The organism is Spirosoma fluminis, assembly GCF_054778895.1.
This window is the reverse complement of the sequence record NZ_BAAGZD010000041.1, coordinates 731,889-746,950: the sequence shown is the minus strand read 5'-3', so window position 1 is coordinate 746,950 and position 15,062 is coordinate 731,889. Positions and strand designations below refer to the sequence as shown.

Here is a 15,062-nt window from a genome sequence, read left to right as displayed (position 1 = left end):
AAGCTTCAACAGTTTTCTGACACCGTAATAAGGCCTAAGCGGTAGTTCGTAGTTGTAATACCCTCCTGCCAGGATTCATAACAGATATAGCACCCGGAAAACTAACTGTTTCATATGTGGAGCAGATCGTGGCCACTGGTTGATAATGCGACGTGCGAGGACAGTTCAGAAAAACTACTCTTTAACGACTGTAAACGAAGCTATTCCTTCAAACGATTTTACTCGTTCTGAGCGGGCTCCTTTGGGCTTTGCGAATACATACAGCGTAGAGCTACCCCGCTGTAAGATGGGTACAGCTAACTGGTAACTGTCACCTGATCGCCGAACGTTTACGGGTACATGCGTTGCTGTTGAGCCACCCAGGCGACTGACCGAGCATAAGAACTCAACATCAGTGGGGTTCTTGAGAGCTAACGTCAGCACATCGCTAGTACGTATTGTTCCGCTTTTAGGAAAGTTTGTGTCGAATCCCAGGCGGAAATAAGCGTCATAAAACTTAGGAAATTGGTCGAACTGACCTTTACTGATAGGTGAGCCAAGCAACTGCCATCGGGCGTCGGCCGGGAGATGGTTCGCTGCAAAGGCCACTGGCTCAGTCAGAAAGTAAAAGTCATTGGGTTGCAGTTCGCCATCAGCGCTTTTCTTCGCCGTTGTTTGCGCCCAGGCAATATCAAGTAAATACCAGTCGCCATCGAGCTTGACCGCGTTCCATTCGTGATCTATGCGCTGAATGGGCTGTCCTGCCTCACTGTCGTTGGTACGAGAATATCCTTTGACGTTCGCTACTTCAATGCCAGCTCGATTTAGTAAATGTTTATACAACAGCGCAAAGCCCGTACAGACTGCTTTTCGGCTACGTAACACCCGGTTTGCGTACTCGACCTCCGACGAATACCGTTGCCCGCTAAAGGCCGATTCATCGTAGCGTACATGGGATGTAATCCAGCTGTACACAGAACGGGCTTTCGCCAATTCACTACGGGCTGGCGAGGTCAGATAATCGCTTAAGGTGTTTAAAGTCCGGGCGCTCGATTCAGGTGTTGCCCGAGCGTAGGCGTCGATTGTACTATAGTCGATTTCAACGTACTTGGATGGTCGCGGAATGTCAGCTCCAGGCCCGGATGGAACTGTAAACGCAGCGCTAAATATAAAGATTGTAAAAGCCAGAACTGGCCGTGTTATGAAGTGTCGCATCCTCCTGTTCAGTATCACAATCTGATAACACAAACGTGCTATTTTTTATTGCAGATACCCCTCAGGGTTTAGTCGTCTACCCGATGCTCCGTTTTATAGCTTATTACGTATGTAAAAGCTCATTAGGGCTTATTGGGCAAATGCCATACTAGGGCACAAAAAAAGCCGTCTGATGGTCAGGCGGCTTAGTGTGGTATAATTTTAGTTAGTTGCGCTTACTCATTTCATCCCGAATCTTGGCCGCTCGCTCGTACTCTTCGTTGCCAAGGGCCTCTTCGAGCATGCGTTGCAGCTCTTCAGAAGACGCATTTTTTAATTGATCACTGAACGAACGGGTTGACGACCGGCTCGACGAACGAACCAGTTCTTCCTGCTCTTCGTCATCTTCGTTACCACTCGCCGTAATGCCAGCCTCCGAGAGGATCGACTCATTAGTATAAATTGGTACGTCAAAGCGAATACCGATCGCAATGGCATCAGATGGGCGAGCATCAATCACGCTTTCCCGAACCCCGTCAAAACAGACGATCTTGGCGAAGAAGATACCTTCGCGCAGGTCAGAAATCATGATCTCTCGGACCGTGAACTTGAATTGCTCGGCAAACTGCTTGAACAAGTCATGGGTCATCGGCCGATTCGGCACAATTTTCTCGATTTCTATAGCAATGGCCTGTGCTTCAAACATGCCAATGATAATTGGCAGCCGTCGGTTGCCATATTCTTCACCCAATACCAGCGCAAACGAGCCCGATTGCGATTGGCTAGGCGATAGTCCTAATATTTCCAGCTTAATCTTGTCCACAACGCGAAATTAACAGTTTGGCGGTTTGATTGTTCGGTTATGCGCTTGTTTTTCGAATTCAATATAAGCAAGCGAACCATCAAACCGCCAAACCGCTTTATAATTCCTGCACCGCTTTGGTCAGGCGTGGCAATACGTCGAATACGTCGCCGACGATGCCGTAGTCTGCCGATTTGAAAAAGGGTGCTTCCGGATCCTTGTTGATAACAACAATTACCTTTGAGGAGTTTACGCCCGCCAGGTGCTGGATAGCACCAGAAATACCGCAGGCAATGTATAAGTTAGGACTGATTTTGATACCGGTCTGACCTACGTGTTCAGAGTGGGGGCGCCAATCCAGATCGGATACTGGCTTCGAGCAGGCCGTAGCCGCGTGTAAAGCTTTGGCAAGATCTTCGACGATTCCCCAATTTTCGGGTCCTTTTAATCCCCGGCCCGCCGAAACCACCAGATCGGCTTCGGGCAGTAATACATCGCCCGATGATTTTTCGGTGTTTTTAACCGATATAACAAAGTCGGCGTCGTTGAGCGTTGGCGCAAAGTTTTCAACCGCTGCGGTAGACTCGGTTTCCTGGGGCGCAATGGTGTTCTTCTTGATCGCCACAATCTTCACATTTGCCTTCAGGTCATTGTAAGCAAATGCCTTACCCGTGTAAATGCTGCTCTTCACCCGGAACCCATCCGACAGATCCGGCAGCTCGACAACATTCGCGGCCAGACCCGCTTTTAATTTTCCGGCCAGTCGAGCCGTCATGGCATCCGCTAATGAGGATTTGGCCAGCACAATCACCGTAGAACCTTCCTGCTGGGCAGCCGCAGCGACAACCGTTGCGTAGGCCATGCCGTTTGGTTCATCCAGTTTTGCGTCGGCCGCGTGCAGGACTTTGCTGGCCCCGAAACGTCCGGCCGAAGCCAGTTCACTGTCGTCAGCCTGCCCTATCACAATGGCAGTAGCCGACGTACCTGTCATTTCGGCGACTTTGGCACCGTAAAATATGGCCTCCTGAGAGGACTTCTTGATTTTACCTTCGTCTAATTCAGCGAATATCAGTACGGACATTTTCTTAAGAAGTTATGGAGTTTTAGGGTGTATAGGTTCGTAGTACCAGGGAGCAACCTGTGTAACTATACAGCTTTACAACTCAGTATTAGATGATTTTAGCTTCGGTACGTAGTAACTGGATGAGTGTTTCGGCCTCTTCGGCTTTGATCATCTTCACGGCACCCCGTGGCGCAGGCAGTTCGTAGCTGCCGACCGTGGTAAGTTTATCCGTACCAACGGGTTCAACGATTTTGAGCGGTTTCGTGCGAGCCGTCATGATCCCGCGCATGTTCGGAATTTTCCATTCGGCAATAGGCTCCTGGCAACCAAGTACGAGGGGTAATTTAGCTTCCAGCTCTTCCTTACCGCCTTCAATTTCGCGGGTAATCTTAGCCGTATCGGCATCAATGTCGAGCAGCATTACCGGCGAGATGGAAGGCATACCCAGCATTTCGCCCACAATGCCGTGAACCTGACCACCGTTGTAATCAATGGATTCGCGACCCATCAGAATCAGATCGTAATTATTCTCTTTAGCAATGGCGGCAATCTGTTCGGCTACGAAATAAGCATCGGTGGGCTCGGCGTTTACCCGAATAGCATCATCGGCACCGATGGCCAGGCATTTGCGGATAACCGGTTCCGAGTCGGCTTCGCCTACGTTCAGCACCGTTACGCTGGCCCCGAGTTTCTCTTTGAGTTCAACGGCCCGGGCCAGCGCGTAGTCGTCGTAAGGGCCAGTGATGAACGTTACACCGGCTTTATTTAATTTGGTGTTGTTATCGGTAAAAGCAATCTTGGTGGTAGTGTCGGGCACACTCGTCACACACACTAAAATTTTCATTGGCTATGCGGTTTTAGTTCGTGGAAATTGGTTCGTTACCGACCAATTTTACGGGGCAAAAGTACAAACAGTCTTAAATAAAGTATGCATGCATACTATTTTTCTTCTTTATGAATAACGAACGTATCCAACAATTAATTCGATTTGTACAGGAAGAACCCGGTGAGCCGTTCAATGTTTACGCGCTGGCTATGGAGTATTTGAATCAGCAACCCCAGCAGGCAAAGACGTACTTTGATCAGCTATTGACGCAACATCCCGATTATCTGCCAACGTATTACCATGCCGCGGCTCTCTACGCCGATTTAGACGATCGGGATCGGGCGGCTAGCTTGTATGAAGAAGGTATAACGCTAGCCAGAGCGCAGCAAAATCAAAAGACACTACAGGAATTGCAGCGGGCTCAGAAGGCGTTTGAAGATGATGAAGACGAGTGGTAGTGACTAATTACCTGTTCCTGCTAAAGACAACTGATAAGAATTAATGCCCACGGCCATTACCGACGTTGGCGGTTTTTCTTTTGTTGGACCAAGTCCTGCTTAAATAACAGCGGTACGGTTGCCTGCTCTGGAATTGAATAGCTGATCGATAAGTATTTAGCGTTCAGAACTTTGGGCAGGTACACAAAGCCGCGTACCGATTCGCCGGGAGCCAGGGTGTTGGCTTTAAGCGCCAGTTCACGCCAGCGGTACTCTTCGTAATCGAACCGTTCCATCCGGTTGGCGAAGGTGCTGTGGTCGATAATGCGCTTGGCGGCAATGCCCTGATAGGCCAAATTGTGCGTAACGCGATTGTTGATGTATTCGCCGTACGAACGACTTTTATTCGACGACGATACGTCCGAGGCAATAACGGCTACCATCAGAACGGTGTTGAAAATTTTCGCCCGCTTCAATCGCTTTTCTTCGGCTTTCCGCTTCATGCCGATGCGACCCGATTCGTAAGCAGGGTCGGCGGCAGCTTTGGACAAGACCAGAGCCGGATTTATTGGATCGGTCAGCGTATCCTGGGCAGCGCCTAAGGCGACGAACCGAAAATCGGCCGGATTAACTTCAATGGAGCGGTCTGTGCGGTTCTTGACTTCCACATCCAACGTAACGAATTCCATATCCTCGCGCTCAAACGAAGCCACAACGCCAATACCGTTACGTTCCGCTTTCGTGACCGGCCGACCTTCAATGGTGGTCACATCACCCGAAACTGGTTCGAGTTTATAAGTCGTTACGGTAGGGGCGCAACTGCTAAGAAGACCAACCATCAGAAGAATGGCGGTTGTATTTCCGAACGTAAAGAAAGCTTTCATAACCTACACGTTGCCAGGGTTACAGACCTGCTTGCTGGCTATAAAGATACGCGGTAAGTTAATTCGGTTGCAACTCAATTGCCAGAAAACAAAAGCAATCGACCGATAAATAAAAACAAACTTAACTAGTTGTCATACAGCTGGATAAAAAGAGGAAATTCGGTAGCTCAAGTTAATTGTCTGACTATGTTTTACCGCAAGTTTGCTCCCGCTTCTCACTTGTCGCCTTTTGTGGAATGTTACTTCGTATGGAGGAAGCAGGACCAGTTAACGCGGCCCATGCAGATTGACTCCCCGCCAACGGGTTTTGCCTCCATGGTGTTTAATTACGGGGATACGTACCGGGTAAGAAACGCCAAGCATGATTCGCTGCTGGCTCCATCCATGTTTCTAACCGGGCAGGCTACCGAAAACTATACACTCGAGTTAAGCGGCTTCATCAACATGGTCGGCATCGTCTTCAAACCGGCGGGTATCTCGTCGCTGTTTGGCTTGCCTATGTATGAATTTACGGACGAGCGGACGAACTTGATCGACGTATTGGGCAGGCCAGTTCACATCTTGTACGAGCAGCTTGCCGACGTGATCGATCCGGCCGGATGCGTGCAGCTGCTCGACCAGTTTCTGAGTCGGCAGTTGCTCAGAAAAAGCGATCCATTCAATCGGACCGATTACGCGGCTAACTTAATCGTTGAGCAGAAGGGCATTGTGCCTATAAGCGCATTGATGGAAGATATGTATGTGTGTCGACGGCAGTTTGAGCGGCAGTTTCTGCAGAAAGTCGGTGTGAGTCCGAAATACTACGCCCGAATCCGGCGGATTAGTTATCTGTGCGCTAAACTGGCCAGTCAACGCTGGCAGGTAGCCGACTGGCACGACATTATCTACCACTGCGGCTACTACGATCAATCACACTTCATTCGCGAATTCACCCAGTTCATGGGAAAAAAGCCCACAGTATACGTCAAAGACAACGTTGAGCTGATGAATTACCTGAACTGATCAAATGTCGTATTTGTACAATTCTACGCCCTGAACACCCGGTAGCTTTGTCGTCATAATCCTCACTTTTTATGATCATGAAGCCAGTCATCATTCTTTTAGTCAACGTAGTATTATGCATGTCAACGGCCTACGCTCAGAAGCGCTGGACCGAAGCCGACCGGAACTATACGGTCGATAATCTCAAACGCACCCGCGACGAGTTAACCCGCGAAACCGAAAACCTGACGGATGCACAGTGGCATTTTCGCGAGTCGCCCGACCGCTGGAGTATTGCCGAAGTGGTAGAACACCTGGCGCTTTGGGAGATCATCTGGGCGCGGGAAATCAGTATGGGTATTCGCAGCACACCCCGCCCGGATCTGATTGCAACCAGCAGCCCCGACAGTTATTATATGGATTTCATCATGGAAACGAAAGCCCATAAATCACCCGACTTTTCGCGGCCAACGGGATTCATCCAGGGTAAAAACAATCTTCTGTTTTTTCAGCGATTGCGTAACCAGGCCATTGCTTTCGCCGACACGACGCAGGCGGATATGCGGGTGCAGTTTGAGCTGACAGCCACAAAGTACCCGCGTAATATGCACCAGGTGTACATCTATCAATGGGGGCACGTAGACCGGCACTTGCGGCAGATTCGCACCGTGAAGCAGCATCCTAAGTATCCATCTGTCAATATAACCAGCAAATAAACCAGGGAAGATTAGGCAAACTTACACTAAAGTACCGCGTCGATTCCGGCCTTGTGCTCATGTTATGCTTCAACGACGCTGATCAGATTCAGAGCTTCACTATCAGTTTGGAACACGCTAGTTTCGTAACCATTAAGTAATCCATAATTATGGCAAACGTGTTGAGCAGACAAAGAACCTGGGTCGGTTTTTTTGCTAAAAAAACCGAGGATGCATTTATTGCAGGAACAGATAAATACGACGGGATGATGTTCCGGATGGACGATCCTAGCCATAACATCCTAACATTTACCAGTGAAAACCTACGTTTAGGAGCCGGTGTAGGAGGTGTTTTTAGCTTTGGAATTATTATTTTCTTCAATGTTGGCTACAATTTAGGCTGGGTGGAAGGACAATCGCTGGGCCACGGGTGGAGTTTGGGGACTGATCTGCCGGTGGGGTACCCGGCTAAAATTCGAACGGTTCTCAAGGGGATTAAAGCCATAAAGGATTTTCACGAGATGGCTATGCAGATAGTTGAATTAATGTCACTGGCCGACCAACTCTGGGAGACTTCATATCAAGCTAACAGCAATCCTATCATTCACGTGGCGACGGAAACCAGTATGAGTATGTCACTCGGTCTGATGCGGAGCTTCAGTGGTAAAATTGATATTAAGATAGTACGTGGCAAGGGCGGTATCATATACAATTTCTAATTGTGGATTAGGAGTACCTATCAACGTCATTCCGTTTAATGCGCTGCAAAGCTATTTTTTACTTGTTAGCGCTTTGATAATCAGAGGGCTATCTTTAGGTGTGCCGCTGGTTATCACCTCAGTATATTGAATATAGCTCATCTGCCCGAACAAAATAACTACCAACATCTCAATCGTTGCACATCGTCTGAAACTGATTCGATTTGTTAGGTCATTACGTACTCATCAACTGCTCAGTAGACCAATTGGTAAGAACGTAACGACTGAAGTTCCGAACGTGATAAAAACTTTCATCGCCTGTACGTTATCCGGCTGATAGGCTTAGTTCAGACTTGTACAGATACACAATAGGTTAATTGGGCTGCCCACCGGATGTATAAAAACAGAGATATCTAACCAACAAATAAACCAGGTAAACTCATGCAAACTGTACAGCAAGATACTTCCGAATTAAGCCGCAAGGGGGCATGTCTGGCCTTTTTTACCGCCTACGACGATCTCGATACCGCCCGGATGATCGGGCTGGCGGCTCCCGATGCGCTCGTGCATTTTCTGCCGATGGGCGAGGACGGTCGTGGCTCGTTCTGGGAGTTTGGCAAGACCGTCTGGGATTTACTGATCGACTGCTTTCCTGACCTGAGCAACACCGTCGACAGCCTGAACACACAGGACCATACGATTGTAGCCAACGTAACAATCAGCGGTACGCAGGCGAACGATTTCATGGGCATTGTCAATCAGGGATGCCGGTTTAACTCGGACCATGTGTTTGTGTTCCGCTTTAACGACGCTGACCAGATTCAGGAACTGACCATTCACTGGGACCATGCCAGTTTCACAAAGCAACTGGGTAGCTAGGCAAATCCGTCCGCTTGCCTGACCCGTGGCGAGAGCCAAAGCATCTGTTGTTTCAAAAGCCAGATTACTTACCTACGCCAGGTGTATCAGTCAGCTATATTGCCGGCCAGGTACATCTGGCGTAATCTTGTTTTTGGTCGAATAGGCTTTTAAGACGAAAATAGTGATCAGTGCCTGGGGGTATTAGTCTTTAAGCCAGGACGTTATTAAACAATACGTTCAGGCTGATACCATGACCAGTCGCTAAAAGGTTTGTCGATTAAGGTCGTAAATACTACATCTTTGATCGATAAAGTTATTCACGCCTGACCTACGGTTCTGCTCTGTCCAATTCCCCTTACGAAAGGGCTATATGGGCGATACGGAGTGGAAAACGATTCCAACATAATGAGATGTTTATGGGTGCGCGGCTGGACTGCGTAGAGTTTAATATGTGCGCTGACTGACCGTTTAATCAATTATTCAGTACGTCTTATGCCGAACATCCTGATTGTTGACGACCATCTCCTGTTTGCCGAAGGCGTAAAATTCCTGATTGAGCATGCCATTCGGTACGAGGTAGCGGGCATTGTACATACCGGCTCGGCCGTTGCGCCTTTTCTGGCCAGCCATTCAATCGACATCGTATTGCTGGATATCGACTTGCCGGACATCTCGGGCTTTGACCTGGTGAAATTGATTCGGCACCAGCACCCGCACACAAAGGTGATTGCTCTCTCTATGCTGCATGATCTGCACGCCATCCAGCGGATGATGGAAGCGGGTGCTGCTGGCTACTGCATCAAAAGCGCTGGCCAGGAAGAGTTATTCACTGCTATTGAAAACGTATGTGCTGGAGGAAACTACCTGCCTGCGGCTTATTTTAAGCTGCTGACGGCACAAAAACGAAACGGGGAACGCCTGCTTACCGATCGGGAAACGGAAGTGATTCAGTTTATCAGCCGGGGGAGCACTACCAACCAGATTGCCTCAAAACTTTTTCTCAGCACCCGAACGGTGGAAACGCACCGCAAAAATATCTACCGAAAACTGGGCATTCACACCAACGTCGAGCTGACGCTGTACGCCAAGAGTAATCACCTGATCTAATAAAAATGGCTCGTTACGTCTTCATCGTCTTTCTGCTGGTTGTTTTCGGGGCTGAGGCTCAGCGGAAGGCGGTAAAGCCGCGTACAAGCGTAGAATCGCCTACTTCGCCCTTTTACTTTGAACACCATACGCAGACAAACGGCTTATCGCAGGGGAGCGGCTATGCCATAACCAGTTTTGATGGCTTTCGCTGGTTTGCCACCCAGGACGGTCTGAACCGCTTCGATGGCTACAATTTTGCCGTCTTCAGGGCCGACGGAGCCCGTTGCTTAAATGCCAATTTCATTCAGGCCTTACTGGCTGATCGACGCGGTCGATTGTGGGTTGGCACAACCCGGGGCTTGAATCTATATACAGCTAAACCCGGCTCACCCATACAGTTTGATACGTTCAGCAGGGTGTTTCAGGTCAATCACCTGGTCGACACCACCTCCATTGAAAAGTTGCTTGAAGATAAGACCGGGGGGATCTGGATCATAACCGACGAAAAGGGATTATACCGCTTTGATCCGCGTACCAAAGAGATCAAGACGTATCTGCCCGGGCAAAATACGTTGGCGGACTTTGCCCTAGCGCCCGATGGAACCCTATGGGTGGCTACCGACCGGGAAATTTATTACTTCGATGCTGTTCTGGACCGATTACAGCCGGTCGGCGTCGAGAAAACGTATCGGCTGCCGACCCGGGCAATCCTGCGGGCACTAGTGTTCGATACCAGCGGCCGTTTGTGGATTGGTACGTATGGAACCGGTATTTACGTCGTCGATAAGCCGTTTCAGCCTACGGCTATTCGTCAGTATAGCGCCGGGAAAACCGATCAGCACCTGAGCAGTAACGAGGTTGTCTGCTTTTTACGCGACCGGGCTGGGAGGATCTGGATCGGCACCCGTACGGGCGGTATCTCGGTGTATAGTCCGGTTCAGCAGTCGTTTACCCACGTCAGACACAGCGAGAACAATCCGCAGAGCTTGGGCGAGAACTACGTATTGTCGTTTTACGAGGATGAGCAGTCGATCGTCTGGGTCGGCCTGAGTGGGGGAGGTATCGATAAATATGATCCGCGTAAGTATTCGTTTCACCGCCTGCAACACGATGCCGATCAACCGCAGTCAAGTCTGGTTGATAATATGGTTTTCTCCCTGCTTGAATACGGCGATGATCTGTACATCGGCACGCAGACAGGTGGCCTGAGCCGGTATAACCTAAGCACAGAAAAACTAACAACGTTTCTACCCGACCCGGCCAATCCGAACAGCCTTCTGCACGGGCAAGTCTATGATCTGTCGGCCGATTCCAGCGGACGGATCTGGTTGGCGACGGGTAAGGGGCTGTGTGCGTACACGCTCCGTGATCAGTCGTTCCGGGCGTACCCGGACGATACGTCGGGCGGACTGATGTATCTCTATGCCGTGCAGGCGTTACGTAATCAGACCGAAGTCTGGACCGGTGGCGATCGGGGATTGGCGCGATTTGACAGGCAAACCAAACGCTGGAAAAACTGGGCCGACATACCGGCCCTGGCGGTCATTTCCCGGTACGTGATTCGCCTGATTCACGAAGATAACCAGGGGGGAATCTGGTTAGGCACGTTCGGCCACGGTTTAATTCGGTACGACCCGGCTACGAAGACAGTTGCCGCCGTAGGGGTGGGGAACGGCTTATGGTGTACCAATATTTTTGGTCTGCTCGAAGATGGGCCGTTGCTTTGGGTCGGCACCGACTGCGGGCTTTTTGCCGTGGAAAAAGCGACGCTGACGGTCCGCCAGCACGTATCAACCCGGCAGGGTAAGGCGGCTTTCCGGCTCCCCAACGATGTTATTTATGGAATGTTGAAAGATAACCAAGGGCTTCTCTGGCTGAGCAGCAACAAGGGTCTCACCTGCTTTTCACCGATCCGCGGTGTTATCAAAAATTATGACATAAACAACGGATTGCCCAGCAACGAGTTCAACGCTGATTGCGCGTATAAACGAGCCGATGGTACGTTGTTCTTCGGGGGCGTGAAGGGAATCAGTTATTTCAGACCGGAAGCGCTGCAACGAAATCAGTTCAGGCCCCCCGTACGCATAACCAACGTAACGGTGCTGGACAGTACGTATGCGCCGAATCAGGAAAAGCTGATACTTGGCTACGACCAGAACGTTGTCAGCGTTCAATTTACCGCCCTGAACTTTTCGAACCCCGAACAGAATCAGTACCTGTATCGGCTGGAGGGCATCGACAACGAATGGGTAAACGCCCAGTACCGACATGCGGTCAACTACGCCAAACTGCCGCCGGGTGAGTATGTATTCCACGTACGCGGCAGTAATGACGATGGGGTGTGGAACGAGCAGGGCGCGTCGATGGCCATTATCATTAAGCCGCCTTTCTGGGGGGCGTGGTGGTTCCGCCTGGTGCTCATCGCCTTGCTGATTGGTGGGCTGTATGGTGTTTACCGGTACCGGGTTCATCGGCTGAAGCTTAACCAGGCGCATGAGCTGGCCGTTTCGGTGAGAACGCAGGAACTCGAACGGCAGCGCTTTGCCAAAGAACTGCACGATGGGGTAGGGGCTAATCTGGCGGTTCTGAAAATGTATCTGACGTCGCTGGGCAGCCCGGCCCTGCCCCTTGATGAGCTGAAACGTCGCTCGATTGCTGTTCTTAAAACCTCATTGGATGAGATTCGGAGTATTATTCATGATATGCATCCGCGCAGCCTGACCGAGTCGGGACTGGTGCCCACAATTGCCGAATTAGTGGCACTCATCAACGAAAGTAACCGCCTGAACGTAATGTTTGATGCTGATGAGGACGTTCCGTTGAGACTTCCCGAAAACGTGGAGATTAATCTGTTCCGCGTCGTGCAGGAACTGGTGCAAAACGCCTTGAAACACGCCAACGCCGATACTGTCTGGCTTGATCTGCGCTATACTACGAATACCCTTCGGCTGACTTACCGCGATGATGGCTGCGGGCTAGACAAACCCCTGACTGACCAGATCAAGGGTAACGGGCTGGTAAATATCCGGCAGCGGATAACCCTGCTGAAAGGCACCTGCCAAATTCAGTCAGTTCATAATCAAGGCACTACCGTTGATATATCGGTGCCGGTAGAAAGCTAATTGCCGCTACGCTCACTGCATTTACGTAGAAGTACGTACCGAAATACCGTCATCTTGGTATTTCCTTCCCACGGCTATACCCTGACCTTTGGTTGGTAAAATCATCAGTTCACGATGAAGTCAGGGAAAGATTATTACGCTCTTATCTGGCTGATTATCTCGGTTCTGGCCGCAGTTGTGGCGGTGGCGGGCCTTCTGCTGCTTTAACGCCCTGCGCTTTTTCTGGTGTGTGCAATGACAACTAGTTAAATTCTCATAATCATGAAGGGGTATCAAAATGACTATCTGAGTGAATTCGAGCAGGAGTTCGAAATGGATGGAGAATCGACCGGAAGCTACAACGAATTTGAACTGGTAAACGACGAGTCGGAGATTGATAGCGAGTGGGAGACGGACCAGGAGTTTGAAAGCCCAACAGGAAGCGACAGTGAAGCCGATTACCTGTCCGAGTTTGAAGCTGACGGTGAATTTGAATCGGACAATGAATTTGAGAACACGCCCGAAGGCCGCTACGAAGCCCGCTTGTATGAAATCTTTACCAACAATTACGAAAACGAATTTGAGTTCGAGAACGACTTCAACGAGGTCATGCACGAAGTCGAACGCGATTTCTTTTGGAGCAAGCTGAAAAAATGGGGAAAGAAATTAGCACCACTAGCCAAAACCGCCCTGGGGGCCATTCCGGGAGGTGGCAACCTGATGACGGCAATTAAACAAGTCACGAAAGACCCGCGGGGCCTGCTGAAAACACTGGCCATGAAATTTGGTCCGCAGGCGCTCAATGCCATCGTGCCGGGGGCCGGTGTTGCTCTGGGGGCGGTGCTGGGAAACCAGGAAATGGAAACCGATGAGGCAGCCCGGCAGGCGGCCCGGGATACTGTTGCCCTAGCCAAAGAAGCGTATACCAACTTTGCCGATGAGATCAGCCGAACATCGTTCAGCCGAAGTATGCCCCAGGCCAGGGCCCAGATGAATCAGGCGGCCAAAAACGCTTTTCGCAAAGCGCAGCGTACCGTTCGGCTCGGTTCGGCAACAGCACGCTACAAACGCGTCGACCGTAAGGTGAAGGACGCCAACAATGGCCTGTATAAGATCGTGACCATCACCTACAAACGTGTGTAACGGCAACTGCTGAACCGTCTCATCCTGTAGCCATGTCATCTGGTGGAAACAAGGTCAAAAACACCGAGCCGAATTGATGCGTCGCTGTTGCTGAAGATAGACTCGCTCCGAACCCGGGCGCGTTTACTGACCAGCCTGCGGAAGATGCTCGCGCTGCAGCCGCATCAGGACATTACGGCCGAGCAGTGGGAAGTGCTGGAGTCGCAGTTAGGTACCGTCTCAACCAAGATAAGGCAGCAGTTGCGCGTTTACACCGACAAGTATTTTTCGGAACGTAACGACCCGATCATCCGGCAGACGCTTATTAACCGACTGGGCGAACTGGAGGTTGAACTGACTACGGCTTATGGGTTCTATGATACGTTCATGGATATTCTGACCCAGCGGCTGAGCAACGATATTGGTCCGCTGCTTAAAGGCTGCGATGCCATTGCCGCCCATGCACTCCAGCGGGGCAACATTGCCGACATTACGGTACCTCCTTTGGTGTATTGCGACCGAGGATTTGGAGCCTCGACCCTGCGCGAAGGAGTTCGTATAAACCAGAATACATCGAACCCGATACCGGTCATTGCCATCCCCTACAGCCGGATCAACGAGAAATATAACCTCATTTCCATTTTTCACGAGGCTGGGCATCAGGCCGTCGTCAAGCTGAATATGGTTGGCCTGTGGCAGCAGGTGTTTTACGAAGCGGTAAAAAAAACCGCTGCTACGCCCTTGCTGTGTAATCTGTACGCGAACTGGTCGAAAGAAATTGTGCCGGACTTCTGGGCGTTTTGCCTGTCGGGAATGGGGCAAACGTGCAGCGTACGCGACGTGTTGATGCTGCCGACCAATATGATGTTCAACGTATCGACCCTTCAGCCCCATCCGCCTTCGTACCTGCGGTTTCTGATGTCGACGGACTGGTGTCGACAGCTCTGGGGACGGGGCGACTGGGATGCCTGGGAGGAAGAATGGGTTCGTTTGTATCCGCTCGGAAGCCTGGACGAAACCACCCGCCAATTGGTTAACGGAGCCCGGCAATGCATACCCGTGGTTAGTAAGGCCCTGTTGACCACCCGATTCAGGAAGCTGGGCAATAAGCCGTTAACAACGTTGTTCGCCCTCGATACGTTGACCCCGCCTTTTCTCAAAAGCATGGCAACACCGGTAGGCATAAGCAGTGATCAATTTAAAAGACAGCCGATCGGCGTTCAGTTGGCGGTGTTTCGGCTCATGCGTGAAACCCGAACTGTTCGGCAAACCGATATTGATCAGCAAATGGACGAGTGGTTAAAAAATCTGGCGCAGAAGTAAATCGTAA

The 15,062-nt window shown here is 50.5% G+C and carries 14 protein-coding genes; 9 read left to right on the top strand and 5 right to left on the bottom strand.

The features are described 5' to 3' along the window. Positions 1–174 precede the first annotated feature (174 nt). From ACYVBJ_RS25060 to ACYVBJ_RS25045, 4 genes are all read right to left on the bottom strand, one after another. A complete protein-coding gene (locus ACYVBJ_RS25060; RefSeq protein WP_460985028.1) occupies positions 175–1,194 on the bottom strand; it encodes a transglutaminase domain-containing protein in 1,020 nt (339 codons plus the stop codon). A gap of 205 nt (positions 1,195–1,399) precedes the next feature. Further along, entirely contained in the window at positions 1,400–1,996 is a 597-nt protein-coding gene (locus ACYVBJ_RS25055) for a bifunctional nuclease family protein (RefSeq protein ID WP_460985027.1), read from the bottom strand. Between the two features lie 97 nt (positions 1,997–2,093). Further along, positions 2,094–3,056: an electron transfer flavoprotein subunit alpha/FixB family protein gene (locus tag ACYVBJ_RS25050; protein ID WP_460985026.1), complete on the bottom strand. Its 963-nt coding sequence runs from the start codon at positions 3,054–3,056 to the stop codon at positions 2,094–2,096. An 88-nt stretch (positions 3,057–3,144) separates the two neighbouring features. Then, the gene (locus ACYVBJ_RS25045; protein WP_460985025.1) at positions 3,145–3,882 is read right to left on the bottom strand and encodes an electron transfer flavoprotein subunit beta/FixA family protein; all 738 of its coding nucleotides are present in this window, start codon (positions 3,880–3,882) and stop codon (positions 3,145–3,147) included. Between the two features lie 110 nt (positions 3,883–3,992). Between ACYVBJ_RS25045 and ACYVBJ_RS25040 the strand changes: the two genes are divergently transcribed. Continuing rightward, positions 3,993–4,322, top strand: coding sequence for a tetratricopeptide repeat protein (locus ACYVBJ_RS25040; protein ID WP_460985024.1), 330 nt, complete (start codon positions 3,993–3,995; stop codon positions 4,320–4,322). Positions 4,323–4,378: 56 nt separating this feature from the next. Here the strand turns inward: ACYVBJ_RS25040 and ACYVBJ_RS25035 are convergent, their stop codons facing one another. Further along, positions 4,379–5,185 (bottom strand): hypothetical protein, encoded by an 807-nt coding sequence (locus ACYVBJ_RS25035; protein WP_460985023.1) that lies wholly within the window; start codon positions 5,183–5,185, stop codon positions 4,379–4,381. Between the two features lie 186 nt (positions 5,186–5,371). Between ACYVBJ_RS25035 and ACYVBJ_RS25030 the strand changes: the two genes are divergently transcribed. The 8 genes from ACYVBJ_RS25030 to ACYVBJ_RS24995 all read left to right on the top strand — a co-directional run bounded on the left by ACYVBJ_RS25030 (position 5,372) and on the right by ACYVBJ_RS24995 (position 15,055). Then, positions 5,372–6,187: a DUF6597 domain-containing transcriptional factor gene (locus tag ACYVBJ_RS25030; protein WP_460985022.1), complete on the top strand. Its 816-nt coding sequence runs from the start codon at positions 5,372–5,374 to the stop codon at positions 6,185–6,187. Between the two features lie 77 nt (positions 6,188–6,264). After that, positions 6,265–6,882: a DinB family protein gene (locus tag ACYVBJ_RS25025; protein WP_460985021.1), complete on the top strand. Its 618-nt coding sequence runs from the start codon at positions 6,265–6,267 to the stop codon at positions 6,880–6,882. A 149-nt stretch (positions 6,883–7,031) separates the two neighbouring features. Further along, on the top strand, positions 7,032–7,580 hold the full coding sequence (locus ACYVBJ_RS25020; RefSeq protein ID WP_460985020.1) for a hypothetical protein: 549 nt from the start codon (positions 7,032–7,034) through the stop codon (positions 7,578–7,580). Positions 7,581–8,000: 420 nt separating this feature from the next. Then, a complete protein-coding gene (locus ACYVBJ_RS25015) occupies positions 8,001–8,438 on the top strand; it encodes an ester cyclase (protein ID WP_460985019.1) in 438 nt (145 codons plus the stop codon). A gap of 474 nt (positions 8,439–8,912) precedes the next feature. Further along, the gene (locus tag ACYVBJ_RS25010) at positions 8,913–9,527 is read left to right on the top strand and encodes a response regulator (RefSeq protein WP_460985018.1); all 615 of its coding nucleotides are present in this window, start codon (positions 8,913–8,915) and stop codon (positions 9,525–9,527) included. Between the two features lie 5 nt (positions 9,528–9,532). Beyond that, positions 9,533–12,631, top strand: coding sequence for a ligand-binding sensor domain-containing protein (locus ACYVBJ_RS25005; RefSeq protein ID WP_460985017.1), 3,099 nt, complete (start codon positions 9,533–9,535; stop codon positions 12,629–12,631). 261 nt (positions 12,632–12,892) lie between these two features. Further along, a complete protein-coding gene (locus ACYVBJ_RS25000) occupies positions 12,893–13,753 on the top strand; it encodes a hypothetical protein (RefSeq protein ID WP_460985016.1) in 861 nt (286 codons plus the stop codon). A 42-nt stretch (positions 13,754–13,795) separates the two neighbouring features. After that, entirely contained in the window at positions 13,796–15,055 is a 1,260-nt protein-coding gene (locus ACYVBJ_RS24995; RefSeq protein WP_460985015.1) for a hypothetical protein, read from the top strand. The last annotated feature ends 7 nt before the right edge of the window (positions 15,056–15,062 follow it).

Bases quoted from the DNA above. Each gene is read 5' to 3' on its own strand.
- ACYVBJ_RS25060 (WP_460985028.1), bottom strand. From the start codon at position 1,194: ATGCGACACTTCATAACACGGCCAGTTCTGGCTTTTACAATCTTTATA.
- ACYVBJ_RS25050 (WP_460985026.1), bottom strand. From the start codon at position 3,056: ATGTCCGTACTGATATTCGCTGAATTAGACGAAGGTAAAATCAAGAAG.
- ACYVBJ_RS25045 (WP_460985025.1), bottom strand. From the start codon at position 3,882: ATGAAAATTTTAGTGTGTGTGACGAGTGTGCCCGACACTACCACCAAG.
- ACYVBJ_RS25040 (WP_460985024.1), top strand. From the start codon at position 3,993: ATGAATAACGAACGTATCCAACAATTAATTCGATTTGTACAGGAAGAA.
- ACYVBJ_RS25035 (WP_460985023.1), bottom strand. From the start codon at position 5,185: ATGAAAGCTTTCTTTACGTTCGGAAATACAACCGCCATTCTTCTGATG.
- ACYVBJ_RS25030 (WP_460985022.1), top strand. From the start codon at position 5,372: ATGTTTTACCGCAAGTTTGCTCCCGCTTCTCACTTGTCGCCTTTTGTG.
- ACYVBJ_RS25025 (WP_460985021.1), top strand. From the start codon at position 6,265: ATGAAGCCAGTCATCATTCTTTTAGTCAACGTAGTATTATGCATGTCA.
- ACYVBJ_RS25020 (WP_460985020.1), top strand. From the start codon at position 7,032: ATGGCAAACGTGTTGAGCAGACAAAGAACCTGGGTCGGTTTTTTTGCT.
- ACYVBJ_RS25015 (WP_460985019.1), top strand. From the start codon at position 8,001: ATGCAAACTGTACAGCAAGATACTTCCGAATTAAGCCGCAAGGGGGCA.
- ACYVBJ_RS25010 (WP_460985018.1), top strand. From the start codon at position 8,913: ATGCCGAACATCCTGATTGTTGACGACCATCTCCTGTTTGCCGAAGGC.
- ACYVBJ_RS25005 (WP_460985017.1), top strand. From the start codon at position 9,533: ATGGCTCGTTACGTCTTCATCGTCTTTCTGCTGGTTGTTTTCGGGGCT.
- ACYVBJ_RS25000 (WP_460985016.1), top strand. From the start codon at position 12,893: ATGAAGGGGTATCAAAATGACTATCTGAGTGAATTCGAGCAGGAGTTC.